The organism is Haemophilus haemolyticus M19501 (assembly GCF_000222025.1).
Classification (GTDB): Bacteria; Pseudomonadota; Gammaproteobacteria; order Enterobacterales; family Pasteurellaceae; genus Haemophilus; species Haemophilus haemolyticus_G.
In genome coordinates this window covers 96,039-118,322 of sequence record NZ_AFQO01000007.1, presented here as the reverse complement: position 1 = coordinate 118,322, position 22,284 = coordinate 96,039, and the positions used below count along the sequence as shown (strand labels likewise).

Annotated in this window: 22 protein-coding genes and 1 pseudogene; 10 read left to right on the top strand and 13 right to left on the bottom strand. The window is 37.8% G+C overall.

Annotated features, from left to right (window positions below; genetic code table 11):
* Window positions 1–44 precede the first annotated feature (44 nt).
* The 4 genes from ndk to glnA form a co-directional block, all read right to left on the bottom strand.
* Window positions 45–467 carry a nucleoside-diphosphate kinase gene (gene ndk, locus GG9_RS05230; RefSeq protein WP_005631096.1) on the bottom strand — a complete coding sequence of 141 codons (423 nt, stop codon included), beginning with the start codon at window positions 465–467 and terminating at the stop codon, window positions 45–47.
* A gap of 9 nt (window positions 468–476) precedes the next feature.
* Window positions 477–1,781 carry an aminopeptidase PepB gene (pepB, locus tag GG9_RS05235; RefSeq protein ID WP_005631095.1) on the bottom strand — a complete coding sequence of 435 codons (1,305 nt, stop codon included), beginning with the start codon at window positions 1,779–1,781 and terminating at the stop codon, window positions 477–479.
* A gap of 61 nt (window positions 1,782–1,842) precedes the next feature.
* Window positions 1,843–2,889, bottom strand: coding sequence for a dTDP-glucose 4,6-dehydratase (gene rfbB / locus GG9_RS05240; RefSeq protein ID WP_005631093.1), 1,047 nt, complete (start codon window positions 2,887–2,889; stop codon window positions 1,843–1,845).
* An 87-nt stretch (window positions 2,890–2,976) separates the two neighbouring features.
* A complete protein-coding gene (glnA, locus tag GG9_RS05245; RefSeq protein ID WP_005631090.1) occupies window positions 2,977–4,395 on the bottom strand; it encodes a glutamate--ammonia ligase in 1,419 nt (472 codons plus the stop codon).
* 230 nt (window positions 4,396–4,625) lie between these two features.
* Between glnA and typA the strand changes: the two genes are divergently transcribed.
* Window positions 4,626–6,476 carry a translational GTPase TypA gene (gene typA / locus GG9_RS05250; protein WP_005631087.1) on the top strand — a complete coding sequence of 617 codons (1,851 nt, stop codon included), beginning with the start codon at window positions 4,626–4,628 and terminating at the stop codon, window positions 6,474–6,476.
* Window positions 6,477–6,563: 87 nt separating this feature from the next.
* Here typA and pdxH read toward each other — a convergent pair whose 3' ends face one another.
* The gene (gene pdxH, locus GG9_RS05255) at window positions 6,564–7,196 is read right to left on the bottom strand and encodes a pyridoxamine 5'-phosphate oxidase (protein WP_032825071.1); all 633 of its coding nucleotides are present in this window, start codon (window positions 7,194–7,196) and stop codon (window positions 6,564–6,566) included.
* 192 nt (window positions 7,197–7,388) lie between these two features.
* Here pdxH and GG9_RS05260 point away from each other — a divergent pair, with 192 nt between their 5' ends.
* The 3 genes from GG9_RS05260 to GG9_RS05270 all read left to right on the top strand — a co-directional run bounded on the left by GG9_RS05260 (window position 7,389) and on the right by GG9_RS05270 (window position 9,645).
* Complete coding sequence (locus GG9_RS05260) at window positions 7,389–8,096, top strand: 7-cyano-7-deazaguanine/7-aminomethyl-7-deazaguanine transporter (protein WP_005631081.1); 708 nt, start codon at window positions 7,389–7,391, stop codon at window positions 8,094–8,096.
* 274 nt (window positions 8,097–8,370) lie between these two features.
* Window positions 8,371–9,414, top strand: a complete 1,044-nt coding sequence (locus GG9_RS05265) for a YeeE/YedE family protein (protein WP_005631079.1) — start codon at window positions 8,371–8,373, stop codon at window positions 9,412–9,414.
* Window positions 9,415–9,423: 9 nt separating this feature from the next.
* Entirely contained in the window at window positions 9,424–9,645 is a 222-nt protein-coding gene (locus tag GG9_RS05270) for a sulfurtransferase TusA family protein (protein ID WP_005631077.1), read from the top strand.
* A 64-nt stretch (window positions 9,646–9,709) separates the two neighbouring features.
* Here GG9_RS05270 and nanQ read toward each other — a convergent pair whose 3' ends face one another.
* The 3 genes and pseudogenes from nanQ to GG9_RS09485 form a co-directional block, all read right to left on the bottom strand.
* Window positions 9,710–10,177: an N-acetylneuraminate anomerase gene (nanQ, locus tag GG9_RS05275; RefSeq protein WP_005631076.1), complete on the bottom strand. Its 468-nt coding sequence runs from the start codon at window positions 10,175–10,177 to the stop codon at window positions 9,710–9,712.
* 75 nt (window positions 10,178–10,252) lie between these two features.
* Window positions 10,253–10,861: a glycosyltransferase gene (locus GG9_RS05280; RefSeq protein WP_237702619.1), complete on the bottom strand. Its 609-nt coding sequence runs from the start codon at window positions 10,859–10,861 to the stop codon at window positions 10,253–10,255.
* Between the two features lie 99 nt (window positions 10,862–10,960).
* Window positions 10,961–11,095, bottom strand: a pseudogene (locus GG9_RS09485) (glycosyltransferase family 8 protein); the annotation flags it as partial.
* Window positions 11,096–11,368: 273 nt separating this feature from the next.
* Here GG9_RS09485 and pnp point away from each other — a divergent pair.
* From pnp to GG9_RS09610, 5 genes are all read left to right on the top strand, one after another.
* Window positions 11,369–13,498: a polyribonucleotide nucleotidyltransferase gene (gene pnp / locus GG9_RS05285; RefSeq protein WP_005631070.1), complete on the top strand. Its 2,130-nt coding sequence runs from the start codon at window positions 11,369–11,371 to the stop codon at window positions 13,496–13,498.
* 81 nt (window positions 13,499–13,579) lie between these two features.
* On the top strand, window positions 13,580–14,524 hold the full coding sequence (gene nlpI, locus GG9_RS05290) for a lipoprotein NlpI (protein WP_005631069.1): 945 nt from the start codon (window positions 13,580–13,582) through the stop codon (window positions 14,522–14,524).
* 119 nt (window positions 14,525–14,643) lie between these two features.
* Window positions 14,644–16,482 (top strand): DEAD/DEAH box helicase, encoded by a 1,839-nt coding sequence (locus GG9_RS05295; protein ID WP_005631068.1) that lies wholly within the window; start codon window positions 14,644–14,646, stop codon window positions 16,480–16,482.
* 169 nt (window positions 16,483–16,651) lie between these two features.
* Window positions 16,652–18,103 (top strand): membrane-bound lytic murein transglycosylase MltF, encoded by a 1,452-nt coding sequence (gene mltF / locus GG9_RS05300; protein ID WP_005631067.1) that lies wholly within the window; start codon window positions 16,652–16,654, stop codon window positions 18,101–18,103.
* Window position 18,104: 1 nt separating this feature from the next.
* Complete coding sequence (locus GG9_RS09610; protein WP_005631066.1) at window positions 18,105–18,257, top strand: hypothetical protein; 153 nt, start codon at window positions 18,105–18,107, stop codon at window positions 18,255–18,257.
* Window positions 18,258–18,339: 82 nt separating this feature from the next.
* On the opposite strand, the gene GG9_RS05305 is transcribed toward GG9_RS09610, so the two are convergent.
* The 4 genes from GG9_RS05305 to arsC form a co-directional block, all read right to left on the bottom strand.
* A complete protein-coding gene (locus GG9_RS05305; protein WP_005631065.1) occupies window positions 18,340–18,951 on the bottom strand; it encodes a YagU family protein in 612 nt (203 codons plus the stop codon).
* Window positions 18,952–19,093: 142 nt separating this feature from the next.
* Window positions 19,094–19,390 (bottom strand): DUF5377 family protein, encoded by a 297-nt coding sequence (locus GG9_RS05310; RefSeq protein ID WP_005631064.1) that lies wholly within the window; start codon window positions 19,388–19,390, stop codon window positions 19,094–19,096.
* Window positions 19,391–19,413: 23 nt separating this feature from the next.
* Window positions 19,414–19,659 carry an alternative ribosome-rescue factor A gene (locus GG9_RS05315; protein WP_005631063.1) on the bottom strand — a complete coding sequence of 82 codons (246 nt, stop codon included), beginning with the start codon at window positions 19,657–19,659 and terminating at the stop codon, window positions 19,414–19,416.
* Window positions 19,660–19,726: 67 nt separating this feature from the next.
* Complete coding sequence (arsC, locus tag GG9_RS05320) at window positions 19,727–20,077, bottom strand: arsenate reductase (glutaredoxin) (RefSeq protein ID WP_005631062.1); 351 nt, start codon at window positions 20,075–20,077, stop codon at window positions 19,727–19,729.
* A 77-nt stretch (window positions 20,078–20,154) separates the two neighbouring features.
* Between arsC and GG9_RS05325 the strand changes: the two genes are divergently transcribed.
* The gene (locus tag GG9_RS05325; RefSeq protein ID WP_005631060.1) at window positions 20,155–21,204 is read left to right on the top strand and encodes an AI-2E family transporter; all 1,050 of its coding nucleotides are present in this window, start codon (window positions 20,155–20,157) and stop codon (window positions 21,202–21,204) included.
* A gap of 98 nt (window positions 21,205–21,302) precedes the next feature.
* Here the strand turns inward: GG9_RS05325 and secF are convergent, their stop codons facing one another.
* Window positions 21,303–22,277: a protein translocase subunit SecF gene (gene secF, locus GG9_RS05330; RefSeq protein ID WP_005631058.1), complete on the bottom strand. Its 975-nt coding sequence runs from the start codon at window positions 22,275–22,277 to the stop codon at window positions 21,303–21,305.
* Window positions 22,278–22,284 lie beyond the last annotated feature (7 nt).

The following is a 22,284-nucleotide window of genomic DNA, read 5'->3' as shown; positions in this document are numbered from 1 at the left end:
AATTCAAAAGCACCTAAACTATTTTAGGTGCTTTTTACTATCGATCAACGCTCAAAAATTTCAGAATCAGTAAAGAAATAGGCAATTTCACGATTTGCACTTTCCACACTATCCGAGCCATGAACCGAATTCTCACGCTGACTCAATGCAAACTCTTTACGAATTGTCCCTTCTGCTGCAGTTTCTGGATTCGTTGTACCAATCAAAGTGCGGTAATCTTTCACTGCATTTTCTTTTTCAAGTACAGAAACCACTATCGGTGAAGACATCATATAATCAACTAAAGGAGCAAAAAATTCTTTGCCTTGATGCTCTGCATAAAAGCCTTCAGCTTGCTCACGAGTTAAGCATACCATTTTAGAGGCTATGATTTTAAAGCCATTTTGCTCAAAACGAGTTAAGATCACCCCAATTAGATTACGCTTTACCGCATCAGGTTTAATAATCGAAAAAGTTCTTTCTGTCATCATATCTCCTTACTTCAATGATTTTGATAACATTAAATTTGCTAAAGTTTGCACACCAATCCCTGTTGCTCCAACAGCCCATAAATCACTACCAGATTTACGATAAGTCGCTGAACAATCAATATGCAACCAATTTTGTTGATAATTTTTTACAAAATACGATAAAAATGCCGTTGCAGTGCTTGCTCCCGCTCCAACTGGAACCGAACCAATATTAGCAATATCGGCAAAAGATGAATTAATTTGTGAACGATGAAAATCTTCAAATGGTAAACGCCAGAAAGGTTCGTTTTCTTGTTGTGCTGATTGGAAAAGATTTTTCACAAGTTCATCATCCATAGATAATACCGAATGATAGTCGTTGCCTACTGCCACTTTTGCAGCCCCAGTTAAAGTCGCACAATCAATAATAACACCCGGATTTTGGTTATCAGCCTCAATCAATCCATCAGCCAACACTAAACGTCCTTCAGCATCCGTATTCAACACTTCTGCACTCACACCATTTTTATAAGTAATAATATCACCCAATTTAAATGCATTATTGCTCACCAAATTTTCTGCGCAACATAAATACAGTTTAACGCGTTGATTTAATCCGCGAGCGATAGCGAAACCTAATGCCCCCGTTAATAGTGCAGCCCCGCCCATATCGGTTCGCATTGTGCTCATTCCATCACTTGGTTTAATGCTGTAGCCGCCACTGTCAAAAGTAATCCCCTTACCAACCAAACAAGCTAACACTGGCGCATTCGGATCTTGTGTTGGATTGAAATCAAGTTGCAACATAGCGGGCAAGTTAGCAGATCCTTTACCCACCGTCCAAATTCCATGATAACCTTGTTGTTCAAGATCCTCCCCAGAAATAATCTTAAAATTTACCGCACTTTTTTCATTATAAATGTCCGCTTGGTTTAAGATAAATTCAGCCGCACGCTCCGCTAATTTCACAGGCGTTAGACTTTGTGCTGGTTCATTAATAATTCCACGCACAAAATCACCACATTCGATACGCGCTAACAATTCATCTTGTAGATCATGATCCAAATGAGGAAACTCAATCCCGTAATCTTGTTTTGCGGTATAAAAACCTTGATAAAACGCCCAGCAAAATTCCAAATCCCATTCTTCACCAACTAATTCCACCTCTTTAATCCCTTGCCCACGCAATTTACGAGCAGCTTGTTGAACTAAAGTGCGGTCAGTTTTTTCATTATTTTTTAAATGAATTGTTGCTTTATTAGAGTCAAAGCTCAAAATAGCATCTTTTCCCCAAGCGTCAGAGGCTTGGTTTATTGATAATATAATTTCCATTTTATTTCTCGAATATAAGCTTATAGCGGAATAAAACTATACCAGTTTTATTTTTAAATAGTTAATTATTTAAAATTCTTTGACACCATTCTTGATGGTTCAAATACCAAATTACCGTTTTTCTTAATCCCGATTCAAAAGTCTCTTTAGGCACCCAGCCTAGTTTATGATTGATTTTACTTGTATCAAGCGCATAACGAAGATCGTGACCAGGTCTATCTTGCACATAGCAAATTAAATCTTCATATTTATCAATATGTTTTGGTTTATTAGGTAAAAATTCTTCCAGTAAAGAACAAATAGAACGCACCACTTCAATGTTGGACTTTTCATTATTTCCGCCAATATTATAGGTTTCCCCAATATTTCCTTTCATCAAAACGCTATACAATGCAGTAATATGATCTTCAACAAATAACCAATCTCTAATTTGCAAACCATCGCCATAAATAGGCAGTATTTTTCCCTCTATCGCATTTAAAATCATCAATGGAATTAATTTTTCAGGGTACTGATACGGGCCATAATTATTTGAACTATGTGTAATGATTGTCGGTAACCCATATGTTCTATACCAAGCTTGCACAAGATGATCGCTTGCCGCTTTTGAAGCAGAATAAGGGCTACTAGGTTTATAAGCTGATGTTTCAGTAAATACCCCCTCATTACTTTTTAAATCGCCATAAACTTCATCGGTGGAAATATGTAAGAATCGGAAGCTGGATTTTTTTTGATTATCTAAACAATGCCAGTAGTCTAGAGTTGATTCAAGTAGCCTATAAGTTCCTACAATGTTAGTTTGTATAAACTCCGAAGACGCATTTATAGAACGATCAACATGACTTTCAGCGGCAAGATGGATAACAGCATCAGGTTGATATTGTGAAAAAATATAAGACAATGCTTTAGTATCACAAACATCTGCTTGTACAAAAGCATAACGTGGATGGTTTTCTACGGTTTTAAGTGAGGCTAAATTTCCTGCATAAGTCAGCTTATCAACATTTACGATCTTATTATGTGTCTTTTCAAGAAGATAACGGACAAGCGCAGAACCAATAAAACCCGCTCCACCAGTAACTAGAATTGTTCTATTTGTATTCGACATTTTTACCCGATTCTCGTTATAAACAATTTCAAACGAAAAGTGCGGTAAATTTTACCGCACTTTTAAACATGATTTCATCAATGATAATTACGCATAATACATTTCAAACTCAACTGGATGTGGTGCCATATTTAAACGCTCCACTTCTTTACGTTTGATGCTGATAAACGCATCAATAAAATCTTTAGCAAATACACCACCTTGAGTTAAGAATTCATAGTCTTTTTCTAGTGAATTCAACGCATCTTCTAGCGAGCTTGCTACTGCTGGAATATCTTTTAATTCTTCTGGTGGAAGATCATAAAGATTTTTATCCATTGCATCGCCTGGGTGGATTTTGTTTACTACACCATCAAGACCTGCCATTAATAATGCAGCAAATGCTAAATATGGGTTTGCTAAAGGATCTGGGAAACGCGCTTCTATGCGAATCGCTTTTGGATTGGTTACAGCAGGGATACGAATTGAGGCAGAACGATTACTTGCAGAATAAGCCAACAATACAGGTGCTTCATAACCCGGCACTAAACGTTTATATGAATTAGTGCTTGGATTAGTGAACGCATTTAATGCTTTAGCGTGCTTAATAATACCGCCGATGTAGTAAAGTGCGGTTTCTGAAAGACCTGCATATTTATCGCCTTGGAAAATATTTTTTCCGTCTTTGCTTAACGACATATTACAGTGCATGCCTGAACCATTATCGCCAGTAATTGGTTTTGGCATAAAACACGCTGTTTTACCGTGCTCTAACGCCACATTTTGCACAACATATTTATAGATTTGGGTTTCATCGGCTTTTAAGGTTAGCGTATTAAATTTAGTCGCAATTTCATTCTGTCCTGCAGTCGCCACTTCATGATGATGGGCTTCGATGACTAATCCCATTTCTTCTAAAATCAAGCACATTTCAGAACGAATATTGTGCGCACTATCAATCGGTGCAACGGCACAATATCCGCCTTTTTTCAATGGACGATAAGCATTATTGCCTTCTTCATATTTTTTATTCGTGTTCCAAGCAGCTTCTATATCATCAATAGAAAAAGACGCTTTGTTCATTGATACATCAAAACGCACATCATCAAATAAGAAGAATTCAGGCTCTGGGCCGAAAAAAGCTTGATCCGCGATACCTGTTGAACGCATATAATTTTCTGCACGAATTGCAATAGAGCGCGGATCGCGATCATAGCTTTGCATTGTCGTTGGTTCATAAACACTACAACGAATAGAAAGCGTTGGAATTTGCGCAAATGGATCGACCACGGCTGTTTCTGCCATTGGCATAAGCAACATATCGGCTTTATTAATTGTCTTCCATCCTTCAACAGAGGAACCATCAAACATCTTGCCGTCTTCAAACATATCTTCATCAACAAGGCTAACTGGGATAGAAACACCATGTTCTTTACCTTTAATATCGGTAAATCGAAGAAGTACAAATTTCACATTATTTTCTTCAATTAGCTTAAATACATTAGCGATTGCATTTGCGTTTGGCATTAGGAAATCCTCTATGGTTAGTCTTATTAAGATAAGCTCACATTATAACGTAGCCATACTATTTTTTCATGAAATTTATTTTTCTTATTCTAGCCATAGCAGAAAAAGAAAAATACATGTATAATTTTTGCCCTTTCGACAAATGTAGAAATGTAGGGTGCAATTCGTTGCACCATTTTTATGTAACAATGCAATAAAAATTGCATCTTATCCAATCAAAGCATTAAACAATGAAAAACGAAATCGATATTAAAAAACTCCGTAACATCGCCATTATTGCGCACGTAGACCATGGTAAAACCACTCTTGTGGATAAACTTCTGCAACAATCTGGTACTTTTGAATCTGCTCGTGGCGATGTAGATGAACGCGTTATGGACTCAAACGATCTTGAAAAAGAACGTGGCATTACCATTCTTGCAAAAAATACCGCGATTAACTGGAATGATTACCGTATTAACATCGTGGATACTCCAGGACACGCCGACTTCGGTGGCGAAGTTGAACGCGTGCTTTCTATGGTAGATTCTGTTCTATTAGTTGTTGATGCGTTTGATGGCCCAATGCCACAAACGCGTTTCGTGACACAAAAAGCATTCGCTCACGGCTTAAAACCAATCGTCGTAATTAATAAAGTTGATCGCCCTGGTGCGCGTCCTGACTGGGTTGTAGATCAAGTATTTGATTTATTTGTCAATCTTGGTGCAACAGATGAACAATTAGATTTCCCTATTATCTATGCATCAGCATTAAATGGTGTTGCAGGTCTTGAGCACGAAGAATTAGCAGAAGATATGACGCCATTATTTGAAGCCATTGTGAAATATGTAGAGCCGCCAAAAGTAGAACTTGATGCGCCATTCCAAATGCAAATTTCACAATTAGACTATAACAACTATGTAGGTGTTATCGGCATTGGTCGTATTAAGCGTGGTGCGATTAAACCAAATCAACCTGTTACTATCATCAATAGTGAAGGAAAAACTCGTCAAGGTCGTATCGGTCAAGTACTTGGTCATCTTGGTTTACAACGTTATGAAGAAGACGTTGCTTATGCAGGCGATATTGTTGCGATCACTGGTTTAGGAGAATTGAACATTTCAGATACGATTTGTGATATTAACGCAGTTGAAGCACTGCCATCATTAACGGTTGATGAACCAACAGTCACCATGTTCTTCTGTGTAAACACCTCTCCATTTGCAGGGCAAGAAGGTAAATATGTCACATCTCGTCAAATTCTTGAACGTTTAAATAAAGAATTGGTTCACAACGTGGCATTACGTGTAGAAGAAACCCCAAACCCGGATGAATTCCGTGTTTCTGGTCGTGGGGAATTACATCTTTCTGTGTTAATCGAAAATATGCGTCGTGAAGGTTATGAACTTGCGGTTTCTCGCCCTAAAGTAATCTATCGTGATATTGACGGTAAAAAACAAGAGCCATACGAACAAGTAACTATCGATGTGGAAGAACAACATCAAGGTTCTGTGATGGAAGCATTAGGTATTCGTAAAGGCGAAGTTCGTGATATGTTGCCAGATGGTAAAGGTCGCGTTCGTTTAGAATACATCATTCCTAGCCGCGGATTAATTGGCTTCCGTGGGGACTTTATGACCATGACTTCTGGTACAGGCCTACTTTACTCAAGCTTTAGCCACTACGATGAAATCAAAGGTGGAGATATTGGCCAACGTAAAAATGGTGTATTAATCTCGAACGCAACAGGTAAAGCACTGGGTTACGCATTATTTGGCTTACAAGAACGTGGTAAGTTAATGATTGATGCAAACGTGGAAGTTTATGAAGGGCAAATTATCGGTATTCATAGCCGTTCAAATGACTTAACAGTGAACTGCTTACAAGGTAAAAAACTGACCAATATGCGTGCTTCAGGTAAAGACGATGCGATTGTGCTGACTACGCCTGTAAAATTCAGTCTTGAACAAGCAATTGAATTTATCGATGACGATGAGTTAGTGGAAGTGACACCTGAGTCGATTCGTATCCGTAAAAAACTTTTAACGGAAAACGATCGTAAACGGGCAAATCGTACAACGACAAGTACTAGCACGCATTAATAAACAACTTTAGCACGAAAATTTGTAAAAAAATTAACCGCACTTTGGGAATACAACTAAAGTGCGGTTATTTTTATGCTCAACTTACTAAGGAGACAATCTTTCTCTAATCCAATTATCACTTACTTTACGATAACGAATGCGATCATGTAAACGACTTGGTCGCCCTTGCCAAAATTCCACGGTTTCTGGCACAACTAAATAGCCGCCCCAATAATCTGGTCGAGGCACCTTTAATGGATGTTTAGCAGCAACCAATGCGGCTTTTGCTAACAAAGATTTATAATTAGAAATCACCGCACTTTGCTCACTTGCCCAAGCCCCTATACGACTGGTGTAAGGTCGGGTAGCAAAATATTTATCGGATTGTTCTGCTGAAATTTTAACCGCCTTACCTTCAATCCGCACTTGGCGTTCCAATTCTGGCCAAAAGAAAGTCAGCGAAACATAAGGATTACGTTCAATACAGCTACCTTTTCGGCTAAGATAATTGGTAAAAAAGACAAATCCTTGATCATTGACTTCTTTTAACAAAACCATTCGGCTATTTGGGCGACCTTGTTCATCAACAGTCGCAATATTCATTGCAGTAGGCTCATTGACTTGCGCATGAATTGCTTCTTTCTGCCACTGTTCAAATTGCAAAATTGGATTTTCATAGCAATCATTTTGTGAAAGCACGCGTTTAGTATATTCATCACGAATATTGTGTAATTCCATTTTCTCTCCTTTCAAATTTGATGAAAAATGCAAATAGAATAAAGACCCTAAAAGCATTCGTCAATTATCATAAAATATAAAACTCAAATGCAATCGCCCCTTGCAATTATTAGAAATATGCGTATCATCTAGCCCCCTATATTCAACCTCGGGTTCCCTAACCCCGATTTATTTAAACTAAAAAGGTACAACATGAAATTAAACTCTCCGATCTTTAATGATCAACAAAAACGTCGTGCAATCATCTGGCTCAGCTTTTTCCACATATTCATCATTGCAGCGAGCAATTACTTTGTACAAATCCCTTTTGAAATCACGCTAAAATTGACCGCACTTGGTGCAGCAAACGATTTTTCCTTCCACAGCACTTGGGGAACGCTCACATTCCCATTTATCTTTTTAGCTACTGATTTAACTGTGCGTATTTTCGGTGCGGAAGATGCGAGAAAAATCATCTTCGTGGTGATGTTTCCTGCACTTATTGTAAGTTACGTCATATCGGTTTTATTCTCTGAAAGCAAATTCCAAGGTTTCGAATCATTAACGCATTTTGATCTGTTTGTATTCCGTATTGCTATTGCGAGCTTTGCCGCTTACGTGGTAGGACAATTACTTGATGTGATCGTATTTAACCGCTTACGCCAGTTAAAAACATGGTGGGTGGCGCCAACTAGCTCAATGACATTCGGCTCAATGGCAGATACGTTTGTTTTCTTCAGTGTAGCTTTCTACCAAAGTGCAGATCCGTTCATGGCTGAACACTGGGCACAACTCGGCTTTGTAGATTATCTATTTAAATTATTTATAGGAATTATCTTATTCGTCCCAGCCTATGGCGTAGTATTAAATGTCATTTTACGAAAGCTACAAATGCTCGTAGCAGAACGCGTTCCTGCATAAACCCAATTTCTGGCGCATATAAAACAATTAACCCGCTCTTTTGAGTGGGGTTAATTATTAAGAAGCTCATTAAATCGCTTGAGAGCACCATAAAGTCTTCCCATTATATTCTCTACACTTATATTGCTAAAGCAGTGCGGTAAAAAAGTATAAATTTATAACCGCACTTTTTTATATCAAAAAAACATATTTTCTAGCCAAAAGTTATTGGCGCTACCTTCTTATTTTTTTAGAAAATACCGACCTACTTAGTTCTAAAATAGAAGGAATATTTATGCTTTTAACCGGATTACTTTGCGGAATTTTACTCGGATTTGTGATGCAGCGTGGGCGCTTTTGTATTACTGGCGCATTTCGCGATATGTATGTCACCAAAAATAACAAAATGTTTGTAGCCCTTTTATTGGCGATTACCGTGCAATCCATCGGTTTCTTCCTCTTAAAAGAAATCGGTGTATTAAATGTCGAGCCGGCTGAAAATTTTGCCTTTTTAGCGGTGATTATCGGTGCCTTTGTGTTTGGTATCGGCATTGTTCTTGCTGGCGGTTGTGCGACAGGTACGTGGTACCGTGCTGCAGAAGGCTTAGTTGGTAGTTGGGTCGCGTTATTCACTTATATGCTATTAAGTGCCATCATGCGTACTGGCCCATTAGGCGAATTTAATAAAGCTTTACGCAGTATTAATATTGAGCAACGCAATATTTACGATACATTCGGTATTTCACCTTGGTGGTTAGTGGCACTATTAACTTTAATAACGGCTTTCTATGTGTACAAACATCTCAGTAAACCAAACGTAAAAGTCGCGGCATTAAAACCAAAGAAAACGGGACTTGCTCACTTATTATTTGAGAAACGCTGGCACCCATTTTTCTCAGCCGTGTTAATCGGATTAATCGCACTTGCCGCTTGGCCACTCAGTGTCGCTACAGGTCGTGAGTTTGGGCTTGGGATTACTGGCCCATCAGCTAATATTATGCAATTCCTTGTTACTGGCGACGGTAAATTTATTAACTGGGGCGTATTCTTAGTCTTAGGGATTTTTATTGGATCATTCATCGGCGCAAAAGCAAGCAATGAATTTCGTATCCGCGTACCGGATGCCACCACGATTCTACGCAGCGGACTCGGCGGTATTCTCATGGGCATCGGTGCAACCCTTGCGGGTGGCTGCTCTATCGGTAATGGTTTAGTTGAAACCGCCTTTTTCTCTTGGCAAGGTTGGGTCTCATTGCCATTGATGATTCTCGGCACCTGGGTGGCTGCCTACTTCACCATTATCCGTCCACAACGTTTAAAATTAACAAAAGCATCATAAGGAGTTTATATGATCGTTAAATTACCAACACTCGGCCTTGTTTGCCCATTTCCTCTCGTTGAAGCCAAGGAGGCTATGGCTAAGTTAAACAAAGGAGATGGCCTAGAAATTGAATTCGACTGCACACAAGCCACTGAAGCTATCCCCGCTTGGGCGGCTGAAGAAGGCTATGAAGTGACAAACTTTGAGCAAATTGATGATGCCAAATGGTCAATTACGGTGATTAAATAATAAAAAAGTAAACTGCCCTCAAAAACCTGTCCAACTTTTTGGGGGCAGTTTACTTTTTTCGAAGTTAAATTAATTTAACAGGTACTTTTACGACTAATTTTTTAATTTTTTCTATTTTTCCATTGACTACACAGCAAGGTTTATGCGGTTCGTAAGGATAGAATACAGCGAACATTTTTGGTTTCATTGTGACGGTGAATTTATCATCAATATCTGCACAAAGTTGATAATCATCTGCTTCGTTGTAAGATTCATACTTAGACAAATCAGGATAATTAGCGCCAACTTCTATATTTTCCGTACCTCGGATTAACACCTGAACATCTAAGTATTCATGATGTAACTCTGCTTTTTTGCTGCTTGATTCTGCAGTTTCTGGTTCCATTACGTTCATATAAATTTGATCGTTAATATCATGGCGACCATTTTCTAACGTATTCAAATCTAACGTATTCAAATAATCACATACTTCAGCAATCACTTTTGGTAAACCAACTTTAAAATTTGGGCTGGTTAAACTGCTAATAATCATAGAATTTTCCTTATAGTGGATAAAAGTTATCCTATGATACCAAGTCGGTTAAATGAAATAAAGCCACCGATTACATCATCTTTCTTGATTAATCCAATTAGCTCTTATAGTACCGAGTGGAAGAGAGCAAATATCTTGCCAACTTATTGACGCATAAAGTCTAAACAATGAAATTACGGCATTAACACAAGCATTTTCAGAAAAAATATTATCAAGAGGCTTATGAGGACCTGTAAAATGAAAAATAACAGGAGAAATATCAAGAGTATTAATTGAAATCATATGATCTAATTGGAAATTATAACGCTTATCTAATGGAATCCACTGTTCTTTAAAATAGTAATTTAGAATATCTTGATCGCCATAAATTAAACTTTCTTTTAATTGGGTATGTAATGTAATTAATTCTTTAGAAAATGATGAAATTCCTAATTGATACTTATCCATATTAAAATATAAAACACCCGCATTGAAATAATCCTTATCTTGATAAGGATGGCCAATGCGAGTTACATAAGGATCTAAAACTGCTGCTATTGTATGACGAGAGAAATCTAAATATTCAAAAGGAAGCGTAATATTGCCATTAATCACGATATCACAATCAAGATAAATCCAATAAGGAATATCACTATAATGAAGTAAGCGATCAATATAAAATCTTAAATAAGTAGCAGAAGTAATATAATTATTTGCACTAAAAGAATCTAATTCTGATTTATCTATATGAACTAATTGTAATGTTGAATAGCGTTTAGCAAAATAAGGTTGAAGATCATTTTACCACGACTCAGAAATATCTCCTGTATGTAAAATAAAAACAGAGAGATTTTCGTGGTGCATTAATAAAGATTTCAGTGTAATTTCTACATAAGGAAGATAGTTGGCATCACTAGCCATCATTACATTATATTTCATATAGAAAGACCTAATTTCAGAGATAGCGCAATTCATTTTGGAGGAAAACTACTGTCGAGACAATGATAACAAATTGGTAATGTGAAATAAAGTTAGCCATTAAAGCCAAACATCCTGTATAATGCACGGGCTTTATTTTCTACATTAGCGTGCGGCTATCAAAAGAAATTTTTAAACGACCAAAGTGCGGTCATTTTTTCGAGAGATTTCTTTTGCTAGTCGCAATCTGGAAAATAAAGCTTTGTTTTAAATATCATTTTGAAGGAAAACATTGTGAATCCAATTGTTAAACAATTTAAATACGGTCAACATACCGTTACTCTAGAAACCGGTGCGATTGCACGTCAAGCAACGGCTGCGGTTATGGCAAGCATGGACGATACCACGGTATTCGTGACTGTTGTTGCTAAAAAAGATGTGAAAGAAGGTCAAGATTTCTTCCCATTAACCGTAAACTATCAAGAGCGTACTTATGCGGCGGGTAAAATCCCTGGTGGTTTCTTCAAGCGTGAAGGTCGTCCATCTGAAGGCGAAACTTTAATTGCACGTTTAATCGACCGTCCAATTCGTCCATTATTCCCTGAAGGTTTCTTCAACGAAATCCAAGTTGTGGCGACTGTGGTTTCAGTAAACCCACAAATCAGCCCTGACTTAGTAGCAATGATCGGTGCTTCTGCAGCATTAACCTTATCTGGCGTGCCTTTCAATGGTCCTATTGGTGCCGCGCGTGTTGGTTTCATCGACAACCAATTCGTATTAAATCCAACCATGGCTGAACAAAAACAAAGCCGTTTAGACTTAGTGGTTGCGGGTACGGACAAAGCAGTATTAATGGTTGAATCTGAAGCAGACATTTTAACTGAAGAACAAATGTTAGCGGCAGTTGTATTCGGTCATCAACAACAACAAGTTGTGGTTGAAGCAATCAAAGAATTTGCAAAAGAAGCTGGCAAACCACGTTGGGATTGGGTTGCTCCAGAGCCAAACACAGATTTAATCAATAAAGTAAAAGCGATTGCAGAAGCGCGTTTAGGCGATGCATACCGCATTACTGAAAAACAAGCACGTTACGAACAAATCGATGCGATTAAAGCAGATTTGATTTCACAAATCACAGCAGAAGATGAAGAAATCAGCGAAGGTAAAATCGTAGATATTTTCACCGCACTTGAAAGTCAAATCGTTCGTGGCCGTATCATTGCAGGTGAACCACGTATTGATGGTCGTACCGTTGATACCGTTCGTGCATTAGACATTTGCACAGGTGTATTACCACGTACTCACGGCTCTGCAATTTTCACCCGTGGTGAAACACAAGCATTAGCTGTTGCAACGTTAGGTACTGAACGTGATGCACAAATCATTGATGAATTAACAGGTGAACGTCAAGATCACTTCTTATTCCACTACAACTTCCCTCCATACTCTGTAGGTGAAACCGGTATGATTGGCTCACCAAAACGTCGTGAGATCGGTCACGGTCGTTTAGCAAAACGTGGTGTAGCAGCGGTTATGCCAAGCCTTGCAGAATTCCCGTATGTGGTACGTGTTGTATCTGAAATCACTGAGTCTAACGGTTCTTCCTCTATGGCGTCTGTATGTGGTGCGTCTTTAGCATTAATGGATGCGGGCGTTCCAATCAAAGCTGCTGTTGCAGGTATCGCAATGGGCTTAGTGAAAGAAGAAGAGAAATTCGTGGTGCTTTCAGATATCTTAGGTGATGAAGACCACTTAGGGGATATGGACTTTAAAGTAGCGGGTACACGTGAAGGTGTCACCGCACTTCAAATGGACATCAAAATTGAAGGTATCACCCCTGAAATTATGCAAATTGCATTAAACCAAGCGAAAAGTGCACGTATGCACATTCTTGGTGTCATGGAACAAGCAATTCCAGCTCCACGCGCAGATATTTCAGATTACGCGCCGCGCATCTATACAATGAAAATCGATCCTAAGAAAATCAAAGATGTGATTGGTAAAGGTGGTGCAACAATCCGTTCACTAACTGAAGAAACTGGTACATCAATTGATATTGATGACGATGGTACAGTGAAAATTGCCGCAGTAGATAGCAATGCGGCGAAAAACGTAATGGGACGTATTGAAGAAATCGTTGCAGAAGTTGAAGCTGGCGCAATTTACAAAGGTAAAGTCACTCGTCTTGCTGATTTTGGTGCATTCGTAGCAATCGTTGGAAATAAAGAAGGTTTAGTTCATATTTCTCAAATTGCTGAAGAACGCGTAGAAAAAGTGAGTGATTACCTCCAAGTGGGCCAAGAAGTAAACGTAAAAGTTGTTGAAATCGATCGTCAAGGTCGTATTCGTTTAACAATGAAAGACTTGGCTCCAAAACAAGAAACTGAAATTAACCAAGAAGATTCTATAGAAGAACAAGAATAATCTTGGAATATCGAATCAAAACTTGGTAGCACTCGCTGCCAAGTTTTGTTGTTTTCCAACTTTTAGGCATAAAGAAAGCAAATGCGGTGTTTTCGCTTATCTCGCCATTTTATAGTCTATTTATTTAGCTTATGTGCGATCTTACTCCTTGCAGGCTGTGCTCAGTCTAGGGGCGGTTTTGTGTCTAAAAATCATGTCGTGTTGGCTGAACAAAATCCGAATACTCACTTTGAACAAGAAGTGATGATCGTACGATTAAGCCAAGTACTACTCGTTGGAAAAATGAGTAATGAAGAACGTGCATCGCTACATTTTGAACGTGGCGTACTCTATGATTCCCTTGGATTATGGGGACTTGCTCGTTATGATTTTACTCAAGCCCTTGCATTACAGCCTAAAATGGCATCCGTGTACAATTACTTAGGGCTTTATTTATTGCTTGAAGAAGATTATGACGGCGCATTGGAAGCATTCAATACGGTGTTTGAATTAGATTCAGGTTACGACTATACCCACCTTAATCGTGGTTTAAATTTTTATTATGTAGGGCGCTACCATCTTGCTCAGCAAGATTTCTTACAGTTCTACCAAGCCGATACAAAAGATCCCTATCGTGTCTTATGGCTATATTTGAACGAACAAAAATTAAAACCACAAGAAGCCCAAACAAACCTTGTTGAACGAGCAAAAGGGCTATCAGAGGACTTTTGGGGTACACATATCGTTCAATATTACTTAGGACACATCTCTGTAGAAGAATTACAACAACGTGCAAGTGAATTTGCTGAAAATTCACAACAATATGCTGAAATTCTCACAGAAACCTATTTTTATCTAGCAAAACAAAAACTCAATGTAGGGCTAGTAGATGAAGCGGCAGCTTTATTTAAACTAGCTATGGCAAATCAGGTTTATAACTTTGTTGAGTATCGTTTTGCTGCGTTTGAACTAATGAAATTAAAACCAGTTCAAACAGAAGACGAAAAAGAAGAGAAAAGTGCGGTAACAAAAGCGATTGTTTTCTAAAAATCAATCAAAACTCACCGCTCTTTACAGTAGAACGAATAGAAAAATTCATTCGCTCTGCTCAACTTAATAAACCGAAGGCCTCTTTGAGCTTTCCTTATTTATATTCGAGTATTTTAATGACTGACAAAATTACTTTTAATGACTTAGGCTTACCTGAGTTCATCTTAAAAGCTGTTTCTGACTTAGGTTTTGAAACCCCTTCTCCAATTCAACAAGCTTGTATCCCGCATTTGCTCAGTGGCAATGATGTGCTAGGTATGGCACAAACAGGTAGTGGTAAAACCGCTGCCTTTGCACTGCCTTTATTAGCGCAAATCGATCCAAGTGAAAAACATCCACAAATGTTAGTGATGGCACCTACTCGCGAACTTGCTATTCAAGTTGCCGATGCGTGCGAACAATTTGTTAAATATGCTCACGGCACCCGCATTGTTACCTTATATGGTGGCCAACGTTATGACATCCAACTTCGTGCATTAAAACAAGGCGCACAAGTGATTGTGGGTACACCAGGTCGTATTCTTGATCATATTCGTCGCGGAACATTAAATCTTTCTGAACTTCGTTTTATCGTATTAGATGAAGCCGATGAAATGCTACGCATGGGTTTCATTGATGATGTAGAAACCGTCATGGCTGAATTACCAGAAAATCATCAAACTGCGTTATTCTCTGCAACAATGCCTGAACCGATCCGTCGTATTACGAAACGTTTTATGAATGATCCACAAGAAGTGAAGATCAAGGTTAATAACGAAAATGCCCCAGATATTGAGCAAAGTTGTTGGTATGTGCACGGCGTGCGTAAAAATGAAGCGCTTCTTCGTTTCTTAGAAGTGGAAGATTTTGATGCTGCGATTATTTTTGCTCGCACTAAAACAGGTACTTTAGATATTACAGAACTACTTGAAAAAAATGGTTTCCGTTCTGCCGCACTTAATGGTGATATGACACAACAATTGCGCGAGCAAACCCTCGATCGTTTACGTAACGGCAGTTTAGATATTGTTGTGGCAACCGATGTAGCCGCACGCGGTATTGATATTGAACGTATCAGCCTTGTGGTGAACTACGACATTCCGCTTGATGCAGAATCTTATGTACACCGAATTGGCCGTACTGGTCGTGCAGGTCGTTCTGGTCGTGCTTTATTATTCGTTGAACCTCGCGAGCGTCGTTTACTTCGTAATATTGAACACCTAATGAAAAAAGGTATCAATGAAGTAGAATTGCCAAATCATCTTGTGTTACAAGAATGCCGCCGCAAAAAATTTGTCGCAAAAATTACGAAACAACTCGAGCATCACGATTTAGAACAATATCGTAGTTTATTGGAAGACTTATTCACAGCCGATCAAGATCAAGAAGATATTGCAGCTGCAATGTTAATGTTACTACAAGGCAAACAAAAATTAATTCTTCCACCTGATCCACCAATGGAAAAACGTCGTCGTGAACGTAATGAACGAGGCGATCGCCGTGAAAATCCACGTTCAGCTGAACGTCGTGGCGAACGTAAAGGCTACGGAAATCCACAACCAATGGATTTATATCGTATAGAAGTCGGTCGTGCGGATGGTGTAGAAGTTCGCCATATCGTTGGTGCGATTGCTAACGAAGGTGATATCAATAGCCGCTATATTGGTCATATCAAACTTTATGATGACTACACTACCGTTGAATTACCACAAGGTATGCCGAAAGAATTATTGCAACAATTCGGTAAAACGCGCGTATTGAATAAACAAATGCAAATGTCTTTCTTAGGTGCGGTGAAGTCTGATAGTTCCCGTGGTGGCGATGATTTTAACGGTAAACGTAAAGGCCGTGGTGGCGATTTCCGTGGAGAACGCGGACGTAATGAACGCAGTGGTGACAATCGTGGAAATCGTAAATTTAATGAAAAAAGTAACCGCTCTTTTAGCGATAAACCACGCCGTGATCGCCGAGGATAGTATCCTTACGATATAAAGAATAGTGCTATTTCCTAATGTTTTTGCATCATTTAAAATTTAGCACTACTCGGTGAACAAAACTTAGCCCCTTGAACCTCAAGGGGCTTTTTATTGTCTATTGCTTAAATTCTAGCTATAACCCCGCAAGCTTTTTATATAGGAAAAATCATTGAAAGGTCTCTTTTTACGTATTATTACTGCCTTGGCTTTATTACTTTGGGCTATTGATATGGTATTCCCATGGCAATTTTTACGCCATGCTGAAGAAAACCACTATACAGCAATTCAAGAACGAGGCTCACTCATTGTGGGCACAATGAACAACCCTATTTCTTATTTTATAAATAAAGACGGAGAACGAGGCTTTGAATATGAATTAGCTAAAGCATTTGCTGATTCACTAGGTGTAGAACTCGAAATTAAAACTTTTGATAATCAAGAACAATTATTTAATGAGCTAGATAAACATAATATTGATTTAGCTGCGGCTCACCTTTTATATCATCCTAATAATGCAGAACGTTTCCAAATTGGCCCAGCATATCATTCAGCTTCATGGCAATTAGCTTATCGAAAAGATGAACAACGCCCTAAAAATCTAGGCAATATCAAGAAAGAAATTTATATCGCTAACAATTCATCATTGGAAGAAACACTAAAAGAATTACAAAAACAATATCCACAATTAACTTGGAAAAGAAATCAAGCGTTTACTCAAGAAGAACTATTGCTACAACTATCTGAAGGAAAAATTCCTTACGTTATTGCAAATTCCATTGATATCGCGGCGATCCAACAAATCAAACCAGAATTAGCCATTGCCTTTGATATTACTGATGAAGCAAACATTCACTGGTATTTACCAAATAATGCCTACAATGATCTGCAAGCTGCCTTACTCAATTTTATGAATAATGCACAAGAAACTGGGCTAGTAGACAATTTAAAAGAAAAATATTTAGGGCATATTTCACAATTTGATTACGTGGATACGCGCTCTTATATGAACGCAATTGAAAATACCCTGCCACAATTCTCGCCGCTCTTTGAAAAATACAAAGGTGAATTAGATTGGCGATTACTCGCAGCAGTCGCTTATCAAGAGTCTCATTGGAATCCAGATGCAACATCACCTACGGGCGTGCGTGGCATAATGATGCTAACGAAAGATACCGCACAACATATGAAAATCAGCGATAGAACAGATCCTGAACAAAGCATTAAAGCGGGATCAGAATATCTACACTGGCTGATTAGTCAAATTCCAGAAACCATTGAAAAAGAAGAAAGAATTTGGTTTGCTTTAGCCGCCTATAACATGGGGCTGGGACACTTAATTGATGCGCGTCGTTTAACTAAAAATCTTGGAGGAAATCCAGATAATTGGCTCGATGTGAAAAAAAATCTGCCTTTATTAGCAGAAAAACGCTATTATTCCCAACTGAAATACGGCTATGCGCGAGGCTATGAAGCGCACCAATATGTAGAAAATATTCGCCGCTATATGAATAGCATTGTGAATTATCATCGAGTCCAAGAAAATCAAACAACAAATGATAATGCCAACAACGAAAGTGCGGTTGGAAATTCAGAAGAAATAAAAGAAAAAAAGGATAAATAAAATGTTAAAACGCAAAACTTTTCTTAAAAAGAAAACCAATTTACAACAAACCTCTTTATCACGTAATCTACGTTTGAGACGCTTGAAACACCGTAAACAACAGCAATTTGCGAGACATTCATTACAATTTGTCGTGCAAGAAATTTGTTGTTAATTAAAGCATCTCTATCCAACAAAAAACGGGTTAAAACTTATTAGTCTTAACCCGTTTCTTATCAAAATTTATACTGTTTAGCTTAAGCTAAAGGAATCTCTGCATCTGGCTCGCCAGTTAAGCGATTACGTAAATCGCGACGAATAACTTCAATAGTCCAGAACCAGAAAATATGACCAACTAGTTCTGAAATATGTTCATATAGCGGCCATTCTGCAACTGGTGGGGTTAAACCTAGTGCTGGGAAAGTAATATAGTGCACGCAAATATTAGCAATAATCCCTGCGCCAATACCTTGCCAAAATTTAATTTTTGGAAAACGTTCTGCGACTAAGCAATAACCAATCGCAAAAACTAAAGAAAAGATTATATGGGTAACACCAATCCAATTGAATGCATGATCCGCAAAGGTAAATGCCGCATCAGTTGGATCAATACCCAAATAATCACGTAAAAACACATGTGGTGGATTTAAAAACGCCCGGGAACATACTGCCAACACTTGATCCTGTGTTAAACCTGTAATATCCACTTTACAAGCAGCCGCAAAGAAATCAATTGGACTACGCGGTGGAAATGGATGCTCTGCGCCCCATTTAACAAAAGCGGAAATAATTCCTGCAACGATACCAACAAATACTGCCACGCCATAACGACGACGGTTTGCTGGACTTTGAGTAAAAATACCTGACATATTTTGCTCTCCAATAAAAGTAAAGAAAAAAATAACCGCACTTTTATGCCATTATTTATACAATTTAAAGTGCGATCCCTATTTTGTCGATATAACAAAATATGGGTAGAATACTAGAATGTTTTATGGATTAGTCAAGTTATTATTCTGATTTCACACCAAGATTCCCAATTTTTACGCCTAATAATCCAATAAAAACAGGATCGAAATAATCACCTAGAAATTTGAATAATTCATTTAGTTCTGTAAAAGAGCGTTGAATTTTTATTTGATCTTCTACTTTACGAACAAACTCATAACGTATTCTATTTTCTTCAAAATATGCCGTTAAAGTTAGGTAGATAGTTTCAAAAAAATGGCTTTTAGCCCCCTCTTCACCAGGATCACTAATGCGTACATTCCATGTATTATTAAATAAGACTTGAGGCTGATTTGACATTTTTATACTCCTTTTTACTATTTTTAGCCTAAGAAAAACCCGATTATAAAGTTTCTGTAATCAAAAAATTTATAATCGGGCTTTTCAAACATTTTCCCTGCGTGTTTCGCTTTACGTTGGTAACTCCCTTTCCCTTTACGTTTTTTCTCAACACGTTGGCGAAATAATTTATCATGCAATAATGCCATCACTGCATTATCTTTTATCACTCCTCGAGTGTGCAAATAAACGGTTTCATTTTCAACCGCACTTTTTTGTTTCTTTCCCATAATTTTTCCTTAAAAAAGCCGCAGAAGGATCTCCACGGCTGGAGTATTATACGCGCAAACGTTTAAATTACAAAATCTCAAGTACAATTTCTGGCGGACGCCCGATTTTAGCCTGATTACCATTGATCACAATTGGGCGTTCAATGAGTGCTGAATGTTCACTCATGGCTTTTAATAATTCAGCTTGAGAGAGCTCTAAATTATCTAAATTTAAGCTTTTGTATAAATCATCTTTCGTACGCATCATTTGACGCACATCATCAATCCCTAATTTTTGGGCAATGCTTTGTAATTCATCAATGGAATACTGCTTTTGCAAATACAATTCAACGATTGGCTGAACACCTTGATTTTCTAATAATGCTAGCGTTTCACGGCTTTTTGAGCAACGTGGGTTGTGATAAATAATAACAGACATAGGATTTCCTCTTAGTAGCTATAAACACTATAAATTTTAACTTATAATGACGAAAAATACTTACAGGAAAAGAAATTATGCTAGAAATGTTGAAAAGCTGGTACTCGCGTCGCTTAAGCGATCCACAAGCAATGGGGCTATTAGCAATATTATTATTTGGCTTTATCTCTATTTATTTTTTTGGAAATTTAATCGCGCCGTTATTGATTGCTCTAGTACTATCCTATTTACTAGAAATGCCGATCAATTTTTTGCATCAACATTTAAAATGCCCAAGAATGCTAGCCACAATCATCATTTTTGGTGGCTTTATTGGACTAGCGACAATCTTCTTTTTAATCCTCATGCCAATGTTATGGAATCAAACTATTTCCTTATTAAGTGATTTGCCTGCAATGTTTAATAAGCTCAATGAATGGTTACTAAACTTACCTGAGCATTATCCTGAGCTCATAGACTATTCAATGGTAGATTCTATTTTCAATTCTGTGCGAGAAAAAATCCTTGGTTTTGGTGAATCTGCTGTAAAACTTTCTTTAGCCTCTATTATGAACTTGGTTTCTTTAGGGATTTATGCCTTTTTAGTGCCATTAATGATGTTTTTTATGTTGAAGGATAAATCAGAACTTTTACAAGGCGTGAGCCGTTTTTTACCAAAAAATAGAAACTTGGCTTTTAAAGTATGGAAAGAAATGCAACAGCAAATTTCCAACTACATTCATGGAAAATTGTTAGAAATTCTGATTGTCACGCTCATCACCTACATTATTTTCTTAATATTCGGACTAAATTACCCGCTCTTATTGGCTTTTGCGGTGGGCCTTTCAGTTCTCGTTCCTTATATTGGCGCAGTAATTGTCACAATTCCTGTTGCATTGGTTGCTTTATTCCAATTTGGAATTAGTCCAACGTTTTGGTATATCATCATCGCTTTTGCTGTGAGTCAGCTCTTAGATGGAAACTTACTCGTCCCTTATTTATTTTCTGAAGCAGTGAATTTACATCCATTGATTATTATTATTTCAGTATTAATTTTTGGTGGTTTATGGGGATTTTGGGGCGTATTCTTTGCCATTCCTTTAGCGACTTTAGTGAAAGCCGTTATAAATGCGTTACCTCAAGATTAAAAGTCTAAATTAAAAAGCTATACAAATAAAAAAATAGTTAACCATGAATTTTTGGTTAACTATTTTTTATTGAAGTTTATTCTAAGAATAGAATTTAACTAAGGTAATTCATCAATTTCCTTATCTACTTTAGGCGGGATCATATGTTCACGGCGTAATCCAACATCGTATGCAATTGCGATTGCAATAAAGATTGAAGAATATGTACCAAATCCAATACCCACAAGTAACGCTAAAGAGAAATTATGAATTGATGGACCACCAAAAAAGAACAATGCAATAACAACAATTAATGTTGTCGCAGAGGTTATAATAGTTCTTGATAAAGTTTGCGTTAAAGAAATATCAATAATATCAATCGTATCCAATCGTCTAATTTTTCGGAAATTTTCACGAACCCGGTCAAAGACCACAATACTATCGTTAATGGAGTAACCCACCACAGATAAAATCGCTGCGACAAAAGTAAGATCAATTTCAATTTGTAATGCAGAGAATACCCCTAGCGTAATAATTACGTCGTGCGCAAGAGAAGCAATACCGCCAAAGCCTAAACGCCATTCAAAACGTGACCCCACATAAATAAGCACCATTGCTAATGTCGCTAAAGTCGCATACACAGCACCTTGTGCTAATTCTTCACCAACATTTGGGCCAACAAACTCAATACTGCGAATTTGAATGTCTTTATCTACATTCTGTAGCATACTTTTGACGTGTTCGCCAATGGTAGAATCATTATTACTTGCAGGTAAACGAATCATCACATCCTGAATCGAGCCTGTGGTTTGTACAATTGGGCTTTCAATTCCATTTTCGTGAAGTTTACTACGGATTTGTTCAAGGTTAGCGGATTGTGAGAAGTGAGTATCAAATACTACTCCGCCAGTAAAATCTAAGCCCCAGTTAAATCCTTTGGTAATAATAAAAAATAGAGAAATTACCATTAAAAGTGCGGATAATATATAACCCCATTTACGCACTTTCATAAATTCAGTCAATGGGAACGGGAGCTTGATCCCATTGATTTCACGGATAAAATGTCCGTCTTTATCTTTTGTAAAAAGTTTCATCATTTCC